Consider the following 18,564-nt stretch of genomic DNA (forward strand, 5'->3'; position numbering starts at 1 on the left):
ATGCTGATTCCCCGTCGAGTCAAGTACCGCAAGCAGCACCACCCCAGCCGCAGCGGCCAGTCCAAGGGCGGCAACACGGTTGCCTTTGGTGAGTACGGCATCCAGGCACTCACCCCCGCATATGTGACGAACCGTCAGATCGAGTCCGCTCGTATCGCGATGACCCGTCACATCAAGCGTGGTGGCAAGGTGTGGATCAACATCTACCCCGATCGTCCCCTCACCAAGAAGCCTGCGGAAACCCGCATGGGTTCCGGTAAGGGTTCGCCCGAGTGGTGGGTGGCCAACGTCAAGCCGGGCCGCGTCCTCTTTGAGGTCGCCGGCGTCGATGAGCAGCTCGCTCGTGAGGCGCTGACCCGCGCTATCCACAAGCTGCCGCTCAAGGCCCGTATTATCAAGCGCGAGGAGGGCGACGCGTAATGGCGATCGGTACCAAAGAACTGGCCATCACCGAGCTCGATACTTTCGAGAACGAGCGTTTGGCCGAGGAGCTCAAGAAGGCGAAGGCTGAGCTCTTCAACCTGCGTTTCCAGTCGGCCACCGGCCAGCTGGAAAGCCACGGTCGCGTGCGCCAGGTGAAGCGCGATATCGCGCGCATCTACACGGTGCTGCGTGAGCGCGAGCTCGGCATTCGGTTGACCCCGGCTGCCGCCCCGGCTCCCGCCAAGGCGAAGAAGAGCACTAAGAAGACCGAGCAGGCGGACGCCGCCGCTGATACGAAGGAGGCCTAAGCATGGCTGAGGTCGAGAAGGAACAGCGCGGATACCGTAAGGCTCGCCGTGGCTACGTCGTCAGCGACAAGATGGATAAGACCATCGTCGTTGAGGTCGAGGATCGGGTGAAGCACCCGCTGTACGGCAAGGTCCTGCGCCGCTCCTCGAAGGTGAAGGCACACGACGAGCAGAACACCGCCGGCATCGGCGATCTCGTGCTCATCCACGAGACCCGTCCGCTGAGCGCCTCCAAGCGCTGGCGTCTGGTCGAGATCCTCGAGAAGGCGAAGTAAGCCCTCCGGCTTACTGAGAAGGAGTAACAAGTGATTCAGCAGGAATCCCGACTCAAGGTTGCCGACAACAGCGGCGCCAAGGAGTTGCTCACGATCCGTGTCCTCGGGGGCTCGAAGCGTCGTTACGCCGGTATCGGCGACACGATCGTTGCGACCGTCAAGGACGCGATCCCCGGTGGCAACGTGAAGAAGGGTGAGGTCATCAAGGCCGTCATCGTTCGCACGCGCAAGTCAACTCGTCGCCCTGATGGCTCGTACATCAGCTTCGACGAGAACGCTGCCGTTATTCTGAAGGCCGACGGGGAGCCCCGCGGCACCCGAATCTTCGGGCCGGTTGGTCGTGAGCTTCGCGATAAGAAGTTCATGAAGATCGTCTCGCTCGCACCGGAGGTGATCTAGTCCTATGGGCATGAAGATCAAGAAGGGTGATCTCGTAGAGGTCATCTCGGGACCGTCGCAGGAGCGCGGCGGCTACAAGGGCAAGCAGGGCAAGGTCATCGAGGTCAACACCGAGACTGACCGCGTCATCGTCGAGGGCGTGAACTTCGTAAAGAAGCACGTCCGCGTCGGCCAGTCGGACCGCGGCACCCGCGAGGGTGGCATCGAGACCGTAGAGGCCCCGATCCACATCTCCAACGTCGCGATTGTCGACCCCGAGACGAAGAAGCCGACTCGCGTTGGCTTCCGCGTTGAGGAAGTCGAGAAGGACGGCAAGAAGAAGACCGTCCGCGTCCGCTACTCGAAGACGTCTGGGAAGGACCTCTAATGTCTGAGACTGCCGTTGCAGCTGGCAACACCCAGCCGCGTCTGAAGCAGAAGTACCGGAGCGAAATCGTTCCGGCGCTGCGCGAGGAGTTCAGCTACTCCAACATCATGCAGGTTCCGGGCATCGTCAAGGTGGTCGTGAACACTGGTGTTGGTGAGGCAGCTCGCGACAGCAAGGTGATCGAGGGCGCAATTGCCGACCTCGTGAAGATCACCGGTCAGAAGCCCATGGTCACGAAGGCCCGCAAGTCCATCGCACAGTTCAAGCTGCGCGAAGGTCAGGCCATCGGGGCGCACGTCACCCTCCGCGGTGATCGCGCCTGGGAGTTCCTTGACCGTCTCGTCAGCCTCGCACTGCCCCGTATCCGCGATTTCCGCGGTCTTTCGGCCAAGCAGTTCGACGGAAACGGAAACTACACCTTCGGTCTGACCGAGCAGAGTGTGTTCCACGAGATCGATCAGGATAAGATTGACCGCGTGCGTGGGTTCGACATCACTGTCGTGACCACCGCTCAGTCTGACGACGAGGGCCGTGCGCTGCTTCGCGCAATTGGCTTCCCGTTCAAGGCTGACAACTAAATAGTCCAAGCGGCGAGGGTGCCCGGGGTTTTCCCGGGCACCCAATCCGCATGTCACCCAGGTCGCGTTCCGTGTAACGGTGCGTGATACCAGGCGAGAAAGAAGAGTCACTCATGACGATGACTGATCCGGTCGCAGATATGCTGACCCGGCTGCGCAATGCAAACTCTGCGCATCATGACGACGTTTCGCTCCCAGGCTCAAAGCTGAAGGAGCGGATCGCTGAGATCCTCAAGCGCGAAGGCTACATCAAGGACTGGAAGGTCGAGCCCGCACGCGTAGGCACGACCATCACCATGGACCTGAAGTATGGCTCCAACCGCGAACGCTCGATTCAGGGCATCAAGCGCGTGTCGAAGCCCGGTCTCCGGGTCTACGCACGCTCAACCGAGATTCCGAGCGTACTCGGCGGTCTTGGCGTTGCGATCCTGTCCACCTCTTCGGGGCTCCTCACGGACCGCGAGGCCGAGCAGAAGGGCGTCGGCGGGGAAGTCCTCGCTTACGTGTGGTAAGCCGTCATGTCACGTATTGGTAAGCTTCCCATCACCGTTCCCGGTGGTGTAGATGTCAAGATCGATGGCCAGACGGTCACGGTCAAGGGTTCGAAGGGCGAGCTTTCGCTTGTCGTTGCAGAGCCCATCCGCGTTGCTCTCGAAGACGGACAGGTGCTCGTCACCCGTCCCGACGATGAGCGCGCGTCTCGAGCGCTGCACGGCCTGACCCGCACGCTCATCAACAACAACATCATCGGTGTGACCGAGGGCTACGCAAAGCAGCTCGAGGTCGTTGGTACCGGATACCGCGTTCAGCAGAAGGGCGCAGGCCTTGAGCTCGCACTCGGCTTCTCGCACCCGGTAAACGTTGACGCTCCCGAGGGCATCACGCTCACGGTTGAGGGCAACACCAAGATCACCGTGAGCGGTATCTCGAAGCAGGCAGTCGGCGAAGCCGCTGCCAATATCCGCAAGCTGAAGAAGCCGGAGCCCTACAAGGGCAAGGGCATTCGGTACGCGGGCGAGGTTGTCCGCCGCAAGGCAGGAAAGGCTGGTAAGTAACCCATGGCCGCTTCAGTATCTCGGGCTAAGGGCCGGACCGCTGCGCGTGTTCGCCGCCATACCCGCCTTCGGAAGAAGATCGTTGGCACGGAGGTTCGCCCCCGTCTCGTCGTGAACCGCTCCGCACGTCACGTATTCGTTCAGGTTGTTGACGACTCCAAGGGCATCACCCTTGCGTCGGCTTCGACCATGGAAGCCGATCTTCGCTCATTCGAGGGCGATAAGACGGCTAAGGCTCGCAAGGTCGGCGAAATCGTCGCCGACCGCGCAAAGGCTGCTGGTGTCGAGGCGGTCGTGTTCGACCGTGGCGGCAGCAAGTACGCTGGGCGCGTCGCAGCGATCGCCGATGGCGCTCGCGAAGGGGGGCTGACCCTGTGAGCAAGGAAACGAAGGAGCAGGAAGTGACCGTAGAGACCCAGGCCACTGAGCCAACGGCTACGGCCGAGGCTCCGGCTCAGGACCACCGCAACGAGCCGCGCGAGCAGCGTCGCGGAAGCCGCGATCGCGGCACCCGCAACGAGCGTGGCGGCCGCGACCGCAACGAGAGCCAGTTCCTCGAGCGCGTTGTGACCATCAACCGCGTGTCGAAGGTCGTCAAGGGCGGCCGTCGCTTCAGCTTCACCGCGCTCGTCGTGGTGGGCGATGGCAACGGCACCGTCGGTGTGGGCTACGGCAAGGCTAAGGAAGTACCCCTCGCAATTGCGAAGGGTGTTGAAGAGGCAAAGAAGAACTTCTTCCGCGTCCCCCGCGTTGGCAGCACCATCCCGCACCCCGTGCAGGGTGAGGCAGCTGCAGGCGTAGTCCTGCTGCGTCCCGCTGCGGCAGGTACCGGCGTTATCGCTGGTGGCCCCGTTCGCGCCGTGCTTGAGTGCGCCGGCATCCACGACGTGCTGAGCAAGTCGCTCGGTTCGTCGAACACCCTGAACATCGTGCATGCGACCGTTGAGGCGTTGCAGCTGCTCGAGGAGCCCCGCTCCGTCGCAGCTCGCCGTGGCCTCGACTTCGACCGCGTCGCTCCGGCTCGCATTGTGCGCGCTGAGGCGAAGGCCGCGGCCGACGCTGCCGCGAAGGCAAAGGCAGGTGCGTAATGGCTAAGAGCCTGAAGATTACGCAGACGAAGTCCATTATCAGTGAGAAGCAGAACCAGCGCGATACGCTGCGCAGTCTCGGTCTCCGCAAGATCGGCCAGTCGGTCGTTCGCGAGGACACCAAGGCCAACCGTGGCTATGTGCGTGCTGTCGCTCACCTGGTACAGGTTGAGGAGATCGACGCATGAGCGAGAAGAACGAGGAGCGCGACCAGGTGCTGAAGGCGCATCACCTGCGTCCAGCTGCTGGCTCGAAGAAGACCAAGACCCGTGTGGGTCGCGGTGAGGGTTCCAAGGGTAAGACCGCAGGCCGCGGCACCAAGGGCACCAAGGCGCGCTACCAGGTCCGGGTTGGCTTTGAGGGTGGGCAGATGCCACTGCACATGCGCACCCCGAAGCTGCGCGGGTTCAAGAACCCGTTCCGCACGGAGTACCAGGTAGTGAACGTTGCCAAGCTCGCAGAGCTGTACCCGAAGGGTGGCGACGTGACCGTCGAGGACCTCGTCCTGAAGGGTGCCGTTCGCAAGAACCAGCCCGTCAAGGTGCTGGGCGACGGCGATCTGCAGGTGAAGCTCACCGTATCCGTTGACAAGGTCTCGAGCTCGGCTGAGCAGAAGATCGTCGCGGCCGGCGGAGCAGTTCAGTAAGGAGCCCCTCGGGCTCTCTACTCTCTCGAGCACGTCTCGAGTCTCGGGGGCGAGTGGGGGCGGCAGCAATGCCGCGCCCACTCGCCCCCGTTTTGTTTTCAAGCCTCGCAGATCACGCGAGGGTTGGAGTCAAGCCCCACCCGCCGTGTAGGCTGGTGCAATTGGTTCTCGTCGTCAGGCGAAGGCCCCGTACGACGCCCTCAGGAGGCAGATTTTGTTCAGCGCTATCGGACGGATCTTTCGAACTCCCGATCTGAGACGGAAGATTGTCTTCACTCTCGCGATCGTGTCGCTGTTCCGACTCGGATCCTTCATCCCTGCACCATTTGTTGACTTCAACAATGTTCAGGCCTGCCTCGTGGCCAACCAGGCCACAGGCCCCTCAGGTCTGTACGACATGATTAACCTCTTCAGCGGTGGTGCCCTGCTGCAGCTCTCAATCTTCGCGCTCGGCATCATGCCGTACATCACCGCGTCGATCATTACGCAGCTGCTGCGCGTCGTCATCCCGCACTTTGAAGCGCTGCACAAGGAAGGCCAGGCCGGTCAGGCCAAGCTGACCCAGTACACGCGGTACCTCACCATCGCACTCGCGGTGCTGCAGTCCACCACGCTCATCACCGTGGCACGATCCGGCCAGCTGTTCGGTGCCTCCGCCAACCAGGCCTGCCAGAACCTCGTGTCGCAGGAGTGGTGGGCCATCCTCATCATGATCATCACGATGACTGCCGGAACCGGCCTCATCATGTGGTTCGGTGAGCTCATCACCGAGCGCGGCGTCGGCAACGGCATGTCGCTCCTCATCTTCACCTCGATCTCCGCGACGTTCCCCGGCGCAATGTGGGTCATCAAGGAGTCGCGCGGCTGGGAGGTCTTCTTCCTGGTGCTCGGGGTCGGGCTGGTCGTGATCGCCGCGGTCGTGTTCGTCGAGCAGTCGCAGCGACGCATTCCGGTGCAGTACGCCAAGCGCGTCGTCGGTCGCCGCACCTACGGCGGGTCGAGCACATACATCCCCATCAAGGTCAACATGGCGGGCGTGATCCCCGTGATCTTTGCCTCTGCCATCTTGTACCTGCCGATGCTGCTCACGCAGTTCAACCAGCCGCAGATCGGCGAGGACCCGAAGGGGTGGGTTGTCTGGGTGCAGAACAACCTGGTCACGGGCGATCAGCCGTTCTACATGCTCGTCTTCTTCCTGCTGACGATCGGCTTCACCTTCTTCTACGTGCAGATCACCTTCAACCCGGAGGAGGTCGCCGACAACATGAAGCAGTACGGCGGCTTCGTTCCAGGGATCCGCGCTGGCCGCCCCACGGCCGAATACCTCAACTACGTGCTGACGCGCATCACGAGCGCAGGCTCGCTGTACCTCGGTCTCATCGCACTCATTCCGCTGATTGCACTTTCGTTCTTCGGTGCGAACGCGAACTTCCCCTTCGGCGGAGCTTCGATCCTGATTATCGTCGGCGTTGGCCTTGAGACGGTGAAGCAGATCGACGCACAGCTGCAGCAGCGCCACTACGAAGGGCTCCTCAAGTGACGGACACCACAACGCGACTCCTGATCATTGGCCCCCCGGGAGCCGGCAAGGGCACCCAGGCCGCACAGATCGCTGAACGCTTCGGGGTTCCCGCGATCTCCACGGGTGACATCTTCCGTGCGAACATCAAAGGGGGAACGCCTCTCGGTCAGCAGGTGCAGGCAATCATCGAAAGCGGTGAGCTGGTGCCCGACTCGCTCACCAACGAGATTGTCGCGGATCGTCTGAATCAAGCAGACGCGGCAGCGGGATTCCTGCTCGATGGCTACCCGCGCAACGTTGAGCAGGTTCACGCGCTCGACGGCATGCTGGACGGAGAGTCCCTCGATGCGGTCGTGCTGCTCGAGGCTGATGTTGACGCGGTCGTAGCTCGCTTGCTGAAGCGTGCCGAGCTTGAGGGCCGAGCAGACGACACCGAAGAGGTGATCCGGCACCGCCAGGACATCTACGCGGAGCAGACCGCACCGCTCGTGAAACTGTTCTCCGAGCGCGGGATCCTGGTGACCGTTGATGGCCTCGGCACGGTCGAAGAAGTTGCCGCACGGATCGCAACCGGTCTCGACGCACAGCTGTCCGCGAAGGCCGGCCGCTAAACCGTGGCTCGCCGGGGACTGCTCCGTCGCTCGATCTACAAGTCGCCAGCGCAGCTGCGATTGATGGTCGAGCCTGGTCTTGCCGGGGCCGCCGCGATCGCCGCCATGCGCGAGGCGGTGCGCCCCGGAATCACGCCGCTTGAGCTTGACGCGATTGCCGAAGAGGCGATCCGGAGCCGCGGGGGAGCCCCCAATTTTATGCTGGAGCCCGGCTACCAGCACACGATCTGCGCGAATGTCAACGAACACGTGGTGCACGCGATCCCCACGGACCGCCCGCTCGCTGCTGGTGACATCGTGGCGCTCGACGTCGGGGCCGTAATCGGAGGTTGGCACAGCGACACCGCGTTCACCGTGGCGCTGCCGGATCACGCGCGACCCGAAGAGAGTGCCGCGAACCAGCACTTGAGCGACGTCACTGAGCAGGCGATGTGGCGAGGCATTGCCCGCTTAGCGACGGCTTCGCACCTCAACGAAGTCGGCGAGGCCGTGGCCTCCTACGTGCGAGCTCAGAGCGACTACAACGTGCTCGAGGACTACATCGGACACGGTATTGGTCGCAGTATGCATGAAGACCCTCCCGTGTTCAATGTTCCCGTGCGCGGTCGTGGGCCTGAAGTGAAGCCGGGGCTCGTCGTGGCCATCGAGCCCATCATTTCGGCCGGCTCGATCGAGACCGTCGTTCAGGATGATGACTGGACCGTAACGATTGCCGATGGGGCGATGAGCGCCCAGTGGGAACACTCAGTGGCAGTCCACGCCGGTGGAATCTGGGTGTTGACCGCTGAAGACGGTGGCGCGAGCGGCTTGGTGCCGCTCGGAGTCACGCCGGTGCCCATTCCTTAGCGCTCCCGCTTTACAAACCGGGGATCGACGAGTACGCTTGATCTTTGGTGCTTTGCGCCTGTTTTCGCGTTCGCGAAAGCGGGCGTTTTGCATTCGCAAGACCAGTAGATACCTACGCGAGCGATAGTGAGGCTATGGCGAAAAAAGACGGCGTCATCGAGATTGAGGGACAGGTTGTCGAGGCTCTGCCCAACGCGATGTTCCGCGTTGAGTTGACCAATGGACACAAGGTGCTCGCTCATATCTCGGGAAAGATGCGCCAGCACTACATCCGCATTCTCCCAGGGGATCGCGTGATCGTGGAGCTGACGCCCTACGATTTGACGCGTGGCCGCATCGTCTACCGCTACAAGTAGGTCGCTGGAAAGTAACGGCAGCCGGCATCCCGGTTGCACGATGACAGCGAATCCCAATAAGGAAACATCATGAAGGTAAAGCCCAGCGTCAAGCCCATCTGCGATCACTGCAGGGTGATCCGTCGCCACGGCCGCGTCATGGTGATCTGCAAGAGCAACCCGCGTCACAAGCAGCGCCAGGGCTAGTTCCTGCGCTCAGCGGTCTCGCAGAGCACGAATAACTGAATATCTGATCCAGCGCATCGAAGAACCCGGCCGCCTACGCGGCACGGGGGACACCTCGGGACAGAGGCCCGAACCCCCGATGCGCAACACACCTCTATTACAGCCAAGGAGCAGCCAATATGGCACGTCTCGCCGGAGTAGACATCCCACGCGACAAGCGCGTTGAGATCGCACTCACTTACATCTACGGGGTCGGCCGCACCAGCGCGCTGAAGGCCCTCGCCGACACCGAGATTGACGGCAACATCCGCGTGAAGGACCTGAGCGACGATCAGCTCGTTGCCCTTCGTGACTACATTGAAGGCAACTTCAAGGTTGAGGGTGACCTCCGCCGTGAGGTGGCCGCTGACATCCGCCGCAAGGTCGAGATCGGCAGCTACCAGGGCATCCGTCACCGCAAGGGCCTGCCTGTGCATGGTCAGCGCACCAAGACGAACGCTCGTACCCGTAAGGGCCCGAAGCGCACCGTCGCCGGCAAGAAGAAGTAGTAGCCGGTCCACTCGACCATCACACAGAGCTTTTCAGGAGAACACGCAATGGCAGCACCAAAGACTGCGGCTCGTAAGCCGCGTCGCAAGGACAAGAAGAACGTGGTTGTGGGCCAGGCCCACATCAAGTCCACGTTCAACAACACGATCGTTTCGATCACTGACACCACCGGTGCCGTGATCAGCTGGGCTTCCTCCGGTGGAGTTGGCTTCAAGGGCTCACGTAAGTCGACGCCGTTCGCGGCTCAGCTTGCTGCAGAGTCGGCTGCTCGCAAGGCGCAGGAGCACGGCATGAAGAAGGTTGACGTCTTCGTGAAGGGCCCCGGTTCGGGACGCGAGACCGCGATCCGTTCGCTGCAGGCCGCAGGCCTCGAGGTGGGGTCGATCAACGACGTCACCCCGCAGACCCACAACGGCTGCCGCCCCCCGAAGCGCCGTCGCGTCTAAGGAGCATTCGCTGCTTCCCGGGGTGAGCGGTTCGCCGTTCACCCCGGGAAGGCGCCGAGGCTCGTTCGAGCCCCGGGTGCACAGAGGACTCACCCTCATTCCCGATACCGCATGAGTCATATAGCGGACTCCAGCGAAAGGACCACACACCTTGCTCATTGCACAGCGACCCACACTCACCGAAGAATCGATCTCCGAGCACCGTTCGCGCTTCGCGATCGAACCGCTTGAGCCTGGCTTCGGCTACACGCTCGGCAACTCGCTGCGCCGCACGCTGCTGTCGTCGATTCCCGGCGCGGCAGTTACCAGCGTTCGCTTCGAGGGTGTCGCTCACGAGTTCACGACCATTGCGGGCGTGACCGAGGACGTCACCGAGATCATTCTCAACATCAAGGATCTCGTCGTCTCAAGCGAGCACGACGAGCCGATCACCGCCTACCTGCGCAAGACTGGCGCTGGCGAGGTTACTGCTGCTGATATCTCCGCACCTGCCGGTGTTGAGGTGCACAATCCTGAGCTCGTCATCGCGACGCTCAGCGATTCAGCTCAGTTCGAGCTTGAACTGACGATCGAGCGTGGCCGCGGCTACGTTTCGGCCGCGCAGAACCGCAACGAAGACGCCGAAGTGGGCCGGATCCCCGTGGATTCGATCTACTCGCCCGTGCTCAAGGTCACCTACCGCGTGGAAGCCACGCGTGCCGGTGAGCGCACCGACTTCGATCGCCTCGTCGTTGACGTCGAGTCGAAGCCAGCTATCAGCCCCCGCGACGCGATCGCTTCGGCTGGTTCCACGCTTGTCGAGCTCTTCGGGCTTGCACGCGAGCTGAACACCGCCGCTGAGGGCGTCGAGATCGGCCCCGCGCCGGTCGAGGTCGTCACGGAGGGCGAGCTCTCGATTCCCATCGAGGATCTCGACCTTTCGGTGCGCAGCTACAACTGCCTCAAGCGCGAGGGCATCAACACGGTGAGCGAGCTCGTAGCGCTCTCCGAGGCCCAGCTCATGAACATCCGTAACTTCGGTCAGAAGTCCGTTTTCGAGGTGCGCGACAAGCTCACCGAGATGGGGCTGTCGCTGAAGGATGCCGTGCCCGGATTCGACGGCGCACAGTTCTACAGCTACGAAGACGACAACAACAACTAACGATCCGTCGTACCCCGGCCTGATCGTATATCCACTGGAGTAAACAATGCCGAAGCCCACGAAGGGCGCCCGCCTCGGAGGCGGCCCCGCACACGAGCGCATGATGCTCAACCAGATGGCTGCGCAGCTTTTCGAGCACAAGCGCATCCAGACCACGGAGACCAAGGCAAAGCGCCTGCAGCCCGTGGCCGAGCGTCTCGTGACGTTCGCGAAGCGTGGCGACCTCGCCGCGCGTCGCCGCGCCATGCGCCAGATCACCGACAAGTCGGTCATCCACGAGCTCTTCACCGAGATCGCACCCCTCGTCGAGAACCGTGAGGGTGGCTACACGCGCATCGTCAAGACCGGTTTCCGCAAGGGCGACCGCGCACCCCTCGCAGTGATCGAGCTCGTGCTTGACCCTGTACAGCCCAAGGTGAAGGCCGCACCGGCCGAGCCGAAGGCAGAGAAGGCCGAAAAGGTTGAGGAGGCCCCCGCTGAGGAGGCCGTCGAGACCGAAGAAGCTGCTGCGGCTCCCGCAGAAGCTGAGGCTGCTGCCGAGGAGAAGGCCGAGTAAGGCTCTTCTTTTCAGCACTGCGCCCCGCCGATCCTTGGATCGGCGGGGCGCAGTGCTGTGTCCGGGCAGTTCTTCTGCGCAGGATCGTGGCGTCGGCCTTGCCGCGAGGAAGCACGAGAGCTCGCAGGCCAGGAGCTCGCGGGTCGGGCAAGAGCAGGCAGGCCACGAGATTGCAGGCCGGGAGATCGCACGGCGAGAGACTGCTCGGCGAGCGCGAGCGAAAATTACAGCCGCGGCACAGCGAAGCCACGCGCTTCACCGGGCTGCTGCAACGCTTCGAGCGCGCGCTGCACTGCCGTGGCGTAGATCTCCCCACCGCTCGGATTGGGGTGGATATCGTCTCCTGCGAGTGCGCCCTCGACGCCGCTGACGGCCCCGCTCCAGTCCGCCACCACGACGCCACGGTGCGCATCGGCGAAGCGGGTGAGCTCCTCGTTCACACCTGCGATCCACTCGCGATCGGCATGGGCATTGACGAGCACGAGCGGGCGATTTCCTGCAGTTGCGAGCAGCGCTTGCAGCTCGTCCGGTTGGATTGGGCCGTTCGTGCCCAGGCCAACGACGAGCACTGTCCGGAGTGACCCATCGGCTGCCCACTCCGTGGTGAGTTCAACACCCACTCCGAGGCCGCGGGAGACCGCCGCGTCGACCGCAATTCCTGGGAACGCTGCTTCGAGCTCGGGGAGGCTTGCAAGCATCACCGAGTCACCGACCGCGCTGATCTCAGGCCCCTCAGGCAGCACAGGGCCGGACGGAGGTGCTGGTGGCGCGTTCTTTTTGGCTGGCTGTTTCTCGCCCGGCGTGGCTCCGGGTGCTGATTCGGAGCCAGTGCTCTGCTCACCGGGTGTCTGCCCGGCACCGGGAGTCGGTGTTCCTGCAGACTGCTCAAGCGCCGCCTGGCCGCGCGCAATTGCCTGGGCCGCCGAACTCTGGGCGGGCGCTGTGGCGATGGCAATGGCGCCGGCTGGGACGGTGGCGACGAGCACAACGCCAAGCGCTACAGCCACCAGGCGTTGCCGTGACGTGTGCCCCGTGGGCTGGAACAGCATCCGGATGGACCGCCGGAGCCCGAAACGGCGCACGGGCTGCTCGACATAGCGGTAAGACACCGCAGCTGCGGCGAAGGTGGCCACGAGCGTGAGGAGGCTGACGACCGCGGTAGAGACTGCGCCACGGAGGCCGTTCGGCATCCCGTCCAACGCCGATGAGAAGATCAGCAGCAGCGGCCAGTGCCACAGGTAAATGCCGTATGAGCGCTCACCGATCCAACGCAGCGGCTGTGCGTCGAGCGCGCGCCCGACCAGTGCCCCCGGCCGTGTCACCGTACCGACGAGGAGCAAAGCCGCGAAGATCGCGAGTTGGAATCCGCCCTGGAAACTTTCGGGGCTCCCCTCGGCCAGCGTGAGTGAGAGCCAGCCGAGAATGCCGAAGCCGATGAGTGTCAGTGCCCCATAGCCGAGTTGACGCATGTGCGCTGGGGCCTGGGGGAGTGCGCGCCCTGGAGGCGAGTGCAGCAACATTGCCATTGCCGCGCCGAGCAGAAGACCGAATGTGTGCGTATCGGAGCCGAAATAGACGCGAGTCGGATCCACCCCCTGCACCGACAGGTCCGCCATGCGCAGGGCCGAAGCCGCTCCAAGAATGACGAGTGGGATCGCACGCGTGCTCTGGCCCCGCAGTTTGAGCAGCGCCAGCACGAGCAGGGGGAGGAGGATATAGAACTGCTCCTCGATCGAGAGCGACCAGGTGTTGCGGAACAGCTCGGGCGTATCCCTGGCAAAATAGTCCGCGCCCTGTGCGATGAACACCCAGTTGCTCACGAAGAACGCGGTACCGGCGATTTGCTGGCCGATTCCCACCAGCAGGTCGCCGCCAACGAGAAGCGCGAGGGCTGTGCACACGAGCAGAACGAGCGCAAGCGCTGGCAACAGCCTGCGTGCGCGCCTGCGCCAGAATGCACCGAGTTTGATCCCACCGCGCAGCTCTGCTTCGCGCAGCAGCAGTGAGGTAATTAGGAAGCCGCTGATCGCGAAGAACACATCGACGCCAAGAAAACCGCCCGGCAGCGCGCGCGGGAACAGGTGATACCCGAGGACCAGCATGACTGCGATGGCGCGGAGTCCATCGAGACCCCCGAAGCGTGCGGGACGAGCGGAGGCGGAGGCGGATGCGATGACTGGGGGCATGGAGAAACTTTCGGGACGCGGGTGGCAACACGCGTCCGGCCCCCAGTGTACGCGGCATTTGTATGGCCGGCCCTGATATCACTGGCAGGATGAAGGAGTGAACTTCCTCAACAACAGTCCCGCAGCCCGTGTGCGTCTTGATCTTGCGTATGACGGAACGGACTACTCGGGATGGGCGCTCCAGCCAGGCTTGCGCACGGTGCAGGGCGAACTTGAGTCTGCACTGGGTGTTCTGCTCCGCGCAGACCAGGAACCGCGGCTAACGGTGGGCGGACGTACCGACGCGGGCGTGCACGCGCGCGGCCAAGTAGCGCACCTCGATGTCACCGCTGAACAGCTCGCAAAGTGGACAGGACGCGTGCAGGATGGACGAAGCGGTGAGCTCTCTGAAGCGGAGACCGCCCGTCTTCGTGCGCGCAGGCTGAACGGCGTGCTCAACCGCACAACGCGAGGGATCGCGGTGCACTCCGCGAGGATCGTGCCTGAAACTTTCGACGCGCGCTTTTCTGCGCTGCGCCGACGCTACGAATACCGGCTCCGCAGTTCGGGGGCGCGCCGCGATCCGCTCACCGCGAGATTCACTGCAGACGTTGCGCACCGGCTCGATATTGATGTGATGCAGCGTGCGTCAGATGAGCTCCTCGGACTCAACGACTTCACGACCTTCTGCAGGGCGCGCGAGGGATCGACGGCCGTGCGAGACCTGCTGTGTTTCGAGTGGCGGGTCACCGAGGACGGCGCATTCGCAGCCAGGATTGAAGCGGACGCATTCTGTCACTCGATGGTGCGCGCCATCGTCGGCGCCGTCGTGGCGGTGGGCACCGAGCGGATCGAGATCGACGAACTGGTTCGGCTGCGTGACGCGCGGACCCGCACGAGCCGGTTTGCTGTCATGCCAGCGCACGGCCTCTCGCTCGAGGAGATCACCTACCCAGAGGACAAAGATCTTGCCGCCCGGGCTGAGCAGACACGGGCTCGCAGGGTCCTCGACAGTTCCAAGTGAGGGTGACCGACCCGGCCTGGTTCGCCTGCCCGGGAGTACCGCGGCTTCCGCTGTGCTAGTCTTGACCCTTGGTGCGCAAGTACCCGATTTGTTGAGCCCTCCATCGCCTGAGCACCCCGTGTGGGACCGGACAGCGGAGTGGGATCCACGAACACCTCCAATTCGACAGAAAGCAGCACGATAGTGACTCGCACTTATTCACCGAAGGCAGCCGAGCAGAAGCACGACTGGCTCATCATTGACGCCGAAGACGTGGTCCTCGGCCGCCTCGCTTCGCACGCGGCAGCACTGCTCCGCGGCAAGCACAAGACGACCTTCGCTCCCCACATGGACATGGGCGACTACGTCATTATCATCAACGCCGAGAAGGTCGTCCTCACGGGCAACAAGGCTGAGAACAAGAAGGCGTACCGCCACTCGGGTTACCCGGGCGGCCTCCGCTCTATGAGCTACACCGAGCTGCTTGAGAAGAACCCTGAGCGCGCTGTCGAGAAGGCGATCCGCGGCATGCTGCCGAAGAACTCCCTCGGTGCAGATCTGTTCCGCAAGCTGAAGGTCTACAAGGGTGCCGCGCACCCGCACGCTGCCCAGCAGCCCACCCCCTACACCTTCGGCCAGGTCGCGCAGTAACGCGCGCCAACGAGACGTTAAGAGAGAGACTTCACAGTGACTGAAGAGCAGACCGTGGCCACCGAGAGCTACACCACCGAGACGCCCGCATCGCAGGCAACCGCAGCAGCACCCCGCCCCGCGCTCACCGTTCCCGGTGCAGCCGTTGGCCGTCGCAAGCAGGCCATCGCCCGCGTGCGTCTCATCCCGGGTGCAGGCACCATGACCGTTAACGGTCGTGAGCTGGCTGAGTACTTCCCGAACAAGCTGCACCAGCAGCTGATCACCGATCCGTTCACCGCGCTCGAGCTCAACGGCTCGTACGACGTGATCGCTCGCATCGGCGGCGGCGGCCCCTCCGGCCAGGCAGGCGCACTCCGTCTTGCCATTGCTCGTGCACTCAACGAGATCGACGCAGAGCACAACCGTGCAACCCTCAAGAAGGCCGGCTTCCTGAGCCGCGACGCTCGCATCAAGGAGCGCAAGAAGGCCGGTCTTAAGAAGGCCCGCAAGGCGCCTCAGTACTCGAAGCGCTAAGCAGGAATCCCAACCCTATGGGACGCCTGTTTGGCACGGATGGGGTTCGGGGTCTTGCCGGGGTCGATGTGACCGCCGAGCTGGCCCTGAACCTCGCCGACGCTGCGGCTCTCGTTCTTGGGCGTTCTGCCCGGAGCGAGAGCCGTCGCGCTATCGCGGTCATTGCCCGCGATCCTCGGGTTTCCGGGGAGTTCATCTCGGCCGCAGTTGCGGCCGGGCTGGCCTCCGCTGGCGTTGATGTGCTCGACGCCGGAGTGATCCCGACCCCCGCAGCGGCGTATCTCGTCGCAGACACCGGAGCCGATTTTGGCGTGATGGTGTCTGCGTCGCACAATCCCGCGGCCGACAACGGCATCAAGTTCTTTGCGTCGGGTGGACGCAAGCTCGCTGACGATATCGAAGATGAGATCGAGGCGGCTCTTGAACGCCCGACAATCGCAGTCACGGGCCGAGAGGTCGGCAGGATCCGGCGCTTCGCTGACGCGGAGGACCGCTATCTCGTGCACCTCCTTGGCACCCTTGAGGGGCTCAGCCTCGATAAGGTGCACGTGGTGCTCGACTGCGCGCATGGCGCCGCCGCAGGTATTTCCCCCGATGTATTCACTGATGCAGGGGCGAAGGTCACGGTGATCGGCAATGATCCCGACGGCTTCAACATCAACGACGGAGTGGGATCAACTCACCTCGAGCCGCTGATCGCCAAGGTGCGTGAGACCGGGGCAGATCTGGGCATTGCCCACGACGGCGACGCGGATCGCTGCCTCGCTGTCGATGCTGAGGGCAATGTTGTTGACGGCGATCAGATCATGGCGATTCTCGCGCTCTCCATGGCCGCGCGCGGCAAGCTGGAGCAGAACACGCTCGTCGCGACGGTGATGTCGAACCTCGGCCTGAAGCTCGCCATGGCTGACAGCGGAATCGACGTGATCGAGACCGGCGTGGGTGATCGCTACGTGCTTGAGGCTATCAACAAGCATGGCTACTCGCTGGGCGGCGAGCAATCGGGCCATGTGATCATGAGTGATCACGCGACGACCGGAGATGGCATTCTGACGGGTCTGCATATTGCAGCCGAGATGGTGCGCACTGGGAAGACGCTCGGCGAGCTTGCGAGTTGCATGACGATTTATCCGCAGGTGCTGGTGAACGTGCGCGGCGTTGATCGCGCGGGTGTGTCTGGCGATGCGGTGCTGCAACAGGCCGTGCATCAGGCAGAAGTGGCGCTCGGGGGTCAAGGACGCGTGCTCTTGCGGCCCTCTGGCACCGAGCCTGTTGTGCGGGTCATGGTCGAGGCACAGCACGTCGATCAGGCTCAGAAGCTTGCTGATGATCTTGCCGCAATCGTCAAGGAGCGACTGGCCGTCTAAGCGCTCCACAGTCGTGCATGCCCTCACACTGCCCCCGCACGGGGGTACGGTGGGGGCATGCGTGTCGTGCGGAGGACTGCCAGGATGGTCAGCGGAGTCGGGCTGGGAGCGGTGAGCGCCCTCCACGCGGTGTGGGCTGCTGGCTCCCACTGGCCTGCACGAGACCGGAAGACGCTCGCTGAAGCCGTGATCGGCAACGACACGGGATTTCCCAGTCGCGCGGCCACCGCGACCGTGGCTCTGGGGGCTAGCGTTGCGGGCGTGATCGCAGCCGGAGGTTTGGGCAGCAGCCCGAACATGGTGCGCGTGCGGCGTGTGATTGGGGTCGCTCTGCTCACGCGCGCAGCAGTCGGCGGAGATGTGGCACTTGCCGCTCTGGGGAGGCCTCACGGACAGCCGCGGTTCATCTCCCTCGACAATCGCTTCTACCGGCCGCTCTGCGCGCTGCTCGGACTTGCGACCCTGATCGGAGCTAGAGCTTCCGCAGCAGCACCTTCTGCACCCGGTGATTCGCCTCTTTGCGCAGCACGAGGGAGGCGCGTGCGCGCGTCGGTCGAATGTTCTCGATGAGGTTCGGCTCGTTGATATTGACCCAGTATTCGTCGGCGAGGGCAGAAGCCACGTCGTCATCGAGTCCGGCGAAGCGCCGGAAGTGCGAGTTCGGATCCGCGAATGCGTGTTCTCGGAGCCGCAGGAATCGATTGCGATACCACTGATGAATGTCTGAGGTGCGAGCGTCGACATAGACCGAGAAGTCGAAGAGATCACTCACTGCGAGCGGATGCTGCATCGACGCGGGCTGGAGCACGTTGAGTCCCTCCACGATGAGGATGTCCGGCTGCCGCACGAGCGTGTACTCGTCAGGCACAATGTCGTACAGCAGGTGGCTGTAGTGCGGCACGCAGACCTCTGCGACACCCGCTTTCACCTGTGAGACGAAACGCAGCAGCGCACGGCGGTCGTACGATTCAGGGAACCCCTTACGGTGTGCGATTCCGCGCCGCTCCAGTTCCGCATTCGGATACAGAAATCCATCAGTCGTCACGAGGTCTACCTGAGGGGTTTCCGGCCAGCGCGCGAGGAGATCGCGGAGGATTCGCGCAACCGTCGACTTGCCCACGGCGACAGACCCGGCAATCCCGATCACAAACGGGCTCTGGCGCTCGCCGTTGCGCTGCAAGAAGCCGCGGGTGCGCTGGTGCATTTCCTTCGCGGCAATCGCGTATTGGTTGATCAGGCGGCTCAGCGGGCGGTAGACCTCGGAGACTTCGGCGAGGTCGAGCGGCTCACCGAGCCCCCGAAATGCCTCAACCTCATCTTCGGTGAGCGGCATTGGCGTCTCTCCGGCGAGTCGCGCCCATTCGGCGCGGTCTATCTCGATGAAGGGTGAGGTGAACTCGGGGCGCACGAGCGCGTGAGTATCGGTGCTGACTTCGGGGTGTTCACTCGCGCCACCGCTCACGTCTGCGATGACGCGGGCTGAGCGGACACGGGAAGCTTTGGGGGGAGGGATCTCGGCCATTGTGCATCC

Annotated in this window: 28 protein-coding genes; 26 read left to right on the forward strand and 2 right to left on the reverse strand. The window is 63.4% G+C overall.

What is annotated here, in order from left to right:
* The 21 genes from rplP to rplQ all read left to right on the forward strand — a co-directional run bounded on the left by rplP (position 1) and on the right by rplQ (position 11,331).
* Positions 1–420, forward strand: a complete 420-nt coding sequence (gene rplP, locus K1X41_RS12695; protein WP_132201973.1) for a 50S ribosomal protein L16 — start codon at positions 1–3, stop codon at positions 418–420.
* Positions 420–731: a 50S ribosomal protein L29 gene (gene rpmC, locus K1X41_RS12700; RefSeq protein WP_132201975.1), complete on the forward strand. Its 312-nt coding sequence runs from the start codon at positions 420–422 to the stop codon at positions 729–731. The genes rplP and rpmC overlap by 1 nt, the downstream gene beginning before the upstream one ends.
* Before the next feature lie 2 nt (positions 732–733).
* Positions 734–1,006, forward strand: a complete 273-nt coding sequence (gene rpsQ / locus K1X41_RS12705; RefSeq protein WP_046456195.1) for a 30S ribosomal protein S17 — start codon at positions 734–736, stop codon at positions 1,004–1,006.
* A gap of 30 nt (positions 1,007–1,036) precedes the next feature.
* A complete protein-coding gene (gene rplN, locus K1X41_RS12710; RefSeq protein ID WP_087011681.1) occupies positions 1,037–1,405 on the forward strand; it encodes a 50S ribosomal protein L14 in 369 nt (122 codons plus the stop codon).
* 4 nt (positions 1,406–1,409) lie between these two features.
* Positions 1,410–1,772 (forward strand): 50S ribosomal protein L24, encoded by a 363-nt coding sequence (gene rplX, locus K1X41_RS12715; RefSeq protein WP_132201977.1) that lies wholly within the window; start codon positions 1,410–1,412, stop codon positions 1,770–1,772.
* Entirely contained in the window at positions 1,772–2,350 is a 579-nt protein-coding gene (gene rplE, locus K1X41_RS12720) for a 50S ribosomal protein L5 (RefSeq protein ID WP_132201979.1), read from the forward strand. Before rplX ends, rplE begins: the two co-directional genes overlap by 1 nt.
* Positions 2,351–2,463: 113 nt before the next feature.
* Complete coding sequence (rpsH, locus tag K1X41_RS12725; protein WP_132201981.1) at positions 2,464–2,862, forward strand: 30S ribosomal protein S8; 399 nt, start codon at positions 2,464–2,466, stop codon at positions 2,860–2,862.
* 6 nt (positions 2,863–2,868) lie between these two features.
* The gene (gene rplF / locus K1X41_RS12730; protein WP_132201983.1) at positions 2,869–3,405 is read left to right on the forward strand and encodes a 50S ribosomal protein L6; all 537 of its coding nucleotides are present in this window, start codon (positions 2,869–2,871) and stop codon (positions 3,403–3,405) included.
* A 3-nt stretch (positions 3,406–3,408) separates the two neighbouring features.
* On the forward strand, positions 3,409–3,783 hold the full coding sequence (rplR, locus tag K1X41_RS12735) for a 50S ribosomal protein L18 (protein ID WP_132201985.1): 375 nt from the start codon (positions 3,409–3,411) through the stop codon (positions 3,781–3,783).
* Entirely contained in the window at positions 3,780–4,493 is a 714-nt protein-coding gene (rpsE, locus tag K1X41_RS12740) for a 30S ribosomal protein S5 (protein ID WP_130453681.1), read from the forward strand. The genes rplR and rpsE overlap by 4 nt, the downstream gene beginning before the upstream one ends.
* Positions 4,493–4,681 carry a 50S ribosomal protein L30 gene (gene rpmD / locus K1X41_RS12745; protein ID WP_132201987.1) on the forward strand — a complete coding sequence of 63 codons (189 nt, stop codon included), beginning with the start codon at positions 4,493–4,495 and terminating at the stop codon, positions 4,679–4,681. The genes rpsE and rpmD overlap by 1 nt, the downstream gene beginning before the upstream one ends.
* Positions 4,678–5,139, forward strand: a complete 462-nt coding sequence (rplO, locus tag K1X41_RS12750) for a 50S ribosomal protein L15 (RefSeq protein ID WP_132201989.1) — start codon at positions 4,678–4,680, stop codon at positions 5,137–5,139. Before rpmD ends, rplO begins: the two co-directional genes overlap by 4 nt.
* A gap of 214 nt (positions 5,140–5,353) precedes the next feature.
* Positions 5,354–6,679 (forward strand): preprotein translocase subunit SecY, encoded by a 1,326-nt coding sequence (gene secY, locus K1X41_RS12755; protein ID WP_132201991.1) that lies wholly within the window; start codon positions 5,354–5,356, stop codon positions 6,677–6,679.
* Positions 6,676–7,272, forward strand: coding sequence for an adenylate kinase (locus K1X41_RS12760; RefSeq protein WP_132201993.1), 597 nt, complete (start codon positions 6,676–6,678; stop codon positions 7,270–7,272). The genes secY and K1X41_RS12760 overlap by 4 nt, the downstream gene beginning before the upstream one ends.
* Positions 7,273–7,275: 3 nt before the next feature.
* Complete coding sequence (gene map / locus K1X41_RS12765) at positions 7,276–8,118, forward strand: type I methionyl aminopeptidase (protein WP_132201995.1); 843 nt, start codon at positions 7,276–7,278, stop codon at positions 8,116–8,118.
* Between the two features lie 134 nt (positions 8,119–8,252).
* The gene (gene infA / locus K1X41_RS12770) at positions 8,253–8,474 is read left to right on the forward strand and encodes a translation initiation factor IF-1 (RefSeq protein ID WP_025133723.1); all 222 of its coding nucleotides are present in this window, start codon (positions 8,253–8,255) and stop codon (positions 8,472–8,474) included.
* A gap of 69 nt (positions 8,475–8,543) precedes the next feature.
* Positions 8,544–8,660 carry a 50S ribosomal protein L36 gene (gene rpmJ / locus K1X41_RS12775; protein WP_132201997.1) on the forward strand — a complete coding sequence of 39 codons (117 nt, stop codon included), beginning with the start codon at positions 8,544–8,546 and terminating at the stop codon, positions 8,658–8,660.
* Between the two features lie 158 nt (positions 8,661–8,818).
* Positions 8,819–9,187, forward strand: a complete 369-nt coding sequence (gene rpsM / locus K1X41_RS12780; protein ID WP_130453676.1) for a 30S ribosomal protein S13 — start codon at positions 8,819–8,821, stop codon at positions 9,185–9,187.
* A 48-nt stretch (positions 9,188–9,235) separates the two neighbouring features.
* A complete protein-coding gene (rpsK, locus tag K1X41_RS12785) occupies positions 9,236–9,634 on the forward strand; it encodes a 30S ribosomal protein S11 (protein ID WP_025133724.1) in 399 nt (132 codons plus the stop codon).
* Between the two features lie 151 nt (positions 9,635–9,785).
* Complete coding sequence (locus tag K1X41_RS12790) at positions 9,786–10,775, forward strand: DNA-directed RNA polymerase subunit alpha (protein ID WP_087011709.1); 990 nt, start codon at positions 9,786–9,788, stop codon at positions 10,773–10,775.
* A 46-nt stretch (positions 10,776–10,821) separates the two neighbouring features.
* Positions 10,822–11,331: a 50S ribosomal protein L17 gene (gene rplQ, locus K1X41_RS12795; RefSeq protein WP_132201999.1), complete on the forward strand. Its 510-nt coding sequence runs from the start codon at positions 10,822–10,824 to the stop codon at positions 11,329–11,331.
* 224 nt (positions 11,332–11,555) lie between these two features.
* Here rplQ and K1X41_RS12800 read toward each other — a convergent pair whose 3' ends face one another.
* Positions 11,556–13,517 carry an acyltransferase family protein gene (locus K1X41_RS12800; RefSeq protein WP_220174771.1) on the reverse strand — a complete coding sequence of 654 codons (1,962 nt, stop codon included), beginning with the start codon at positions 13,515–13,517 and terminating at the stop codon, positions 11,556–11,558.
* 97 nt (positions 13,518–13,614) lie between these two features.
* On the opposite strand from K1X41_RS12800, the gene truA reads away from it, so the two are divergent.
* The 5 genes from truA to K1X41_RS16195 all read left to right on the forward strand — a co-directional run bounded on the left by truA (position 13,615) and on the right by K1X41_RS16195 (position 17,603).
* Positions 13,615–14,520, forward strand: a complete 906-nt coding sequence (gene truA, locus K1X41_RS12805) for a tRNA pseudouridine(38-40) synthase TruA (protein WP_132202003.1) — start codon at positions 13,615–13,617, stop codon at positions 14,518–14,520.
* A 183-nt stretch (positions 14,521–14,703) separates the two neighbouring features.
* Positions 14,704–15,150, forward strand: a complete 447-nt coding sequence (gene rplM, locus K1X41_RS12810) for a 50S ribosomal protein L13 (protein ID WP_132202005.1) — start codon at positions 14,704–14,706, stop codon at positions 15,148–15,150.
* A 36-nt stretch (positions 15,151–15,186) separates the two neighbouring features.
* Positions 15,187–15,666, forward strand: a complete 480-nt coding sequence (rpsI, locus tag K1X41_RS12815) for a 30S ribosomal protein S9 (protein ID WP_132202007.1) — start codon at positions 15,187–15,189, stop codon at positions 15,664–15,666.
* Positions 15,667–15,683: 17 nt separating this feature from the next.
* Positions 15,684–17,033 carry a phosphoglucosamine mutase gene (gene glmM, locus K1X41_RS12820; RefSeq protein ID WP_132202009.1) on the forward strand — a complete coding sequence of 450 codons (1,350 nt, stop codon included), beginning with the start codon at positions 15,684–15,686 and terminating at the stop codon, positions 17,031–17,033.
* 84 nt (positions 17,034–17,117) lie between these two features.
* The gene (locus K1X41_RS16195; RefSeq protein WP_220174772.1) at positions 17,118–17,603 is read left to right on the forward strand and encodes a DUF3995 domain-containing protein; all 486 of its coding nucleotides are present in this window, start codon (positions 17,118–17,120) and stop codon (positions 17,601–17,603) included.
* Here the strand turns inward: K1X41_RS16195 and coaA are convergent.
* The gene (gene coaA, locus K1X41_RS12830) at positions 17,506–18,555 is read right to left on the reverse strand and encodes a type I pantothenate kinase (protein ID WP_132202013.1); all 1,050 of its coding nucleotides are present in this window, start codon (positions 18,553–18,555) and stop codon (positions 17,506–17,508) included. The genes K1X41_RS16195 and coaA overlap by 98 nt on opposite strands.
* Positions 18,556–18,564 lie beyond the last annotated feature (9 nt).

The organism is Leucobacter luti, from assembly GCF_019464495.1.
GTDB classification, from domain to species: Bacteria; Actinomycetota; Actinomycetes; order Actinomycetales; family Microbacteriaceae; genus Leucobacter; species Leucobacter luti_A.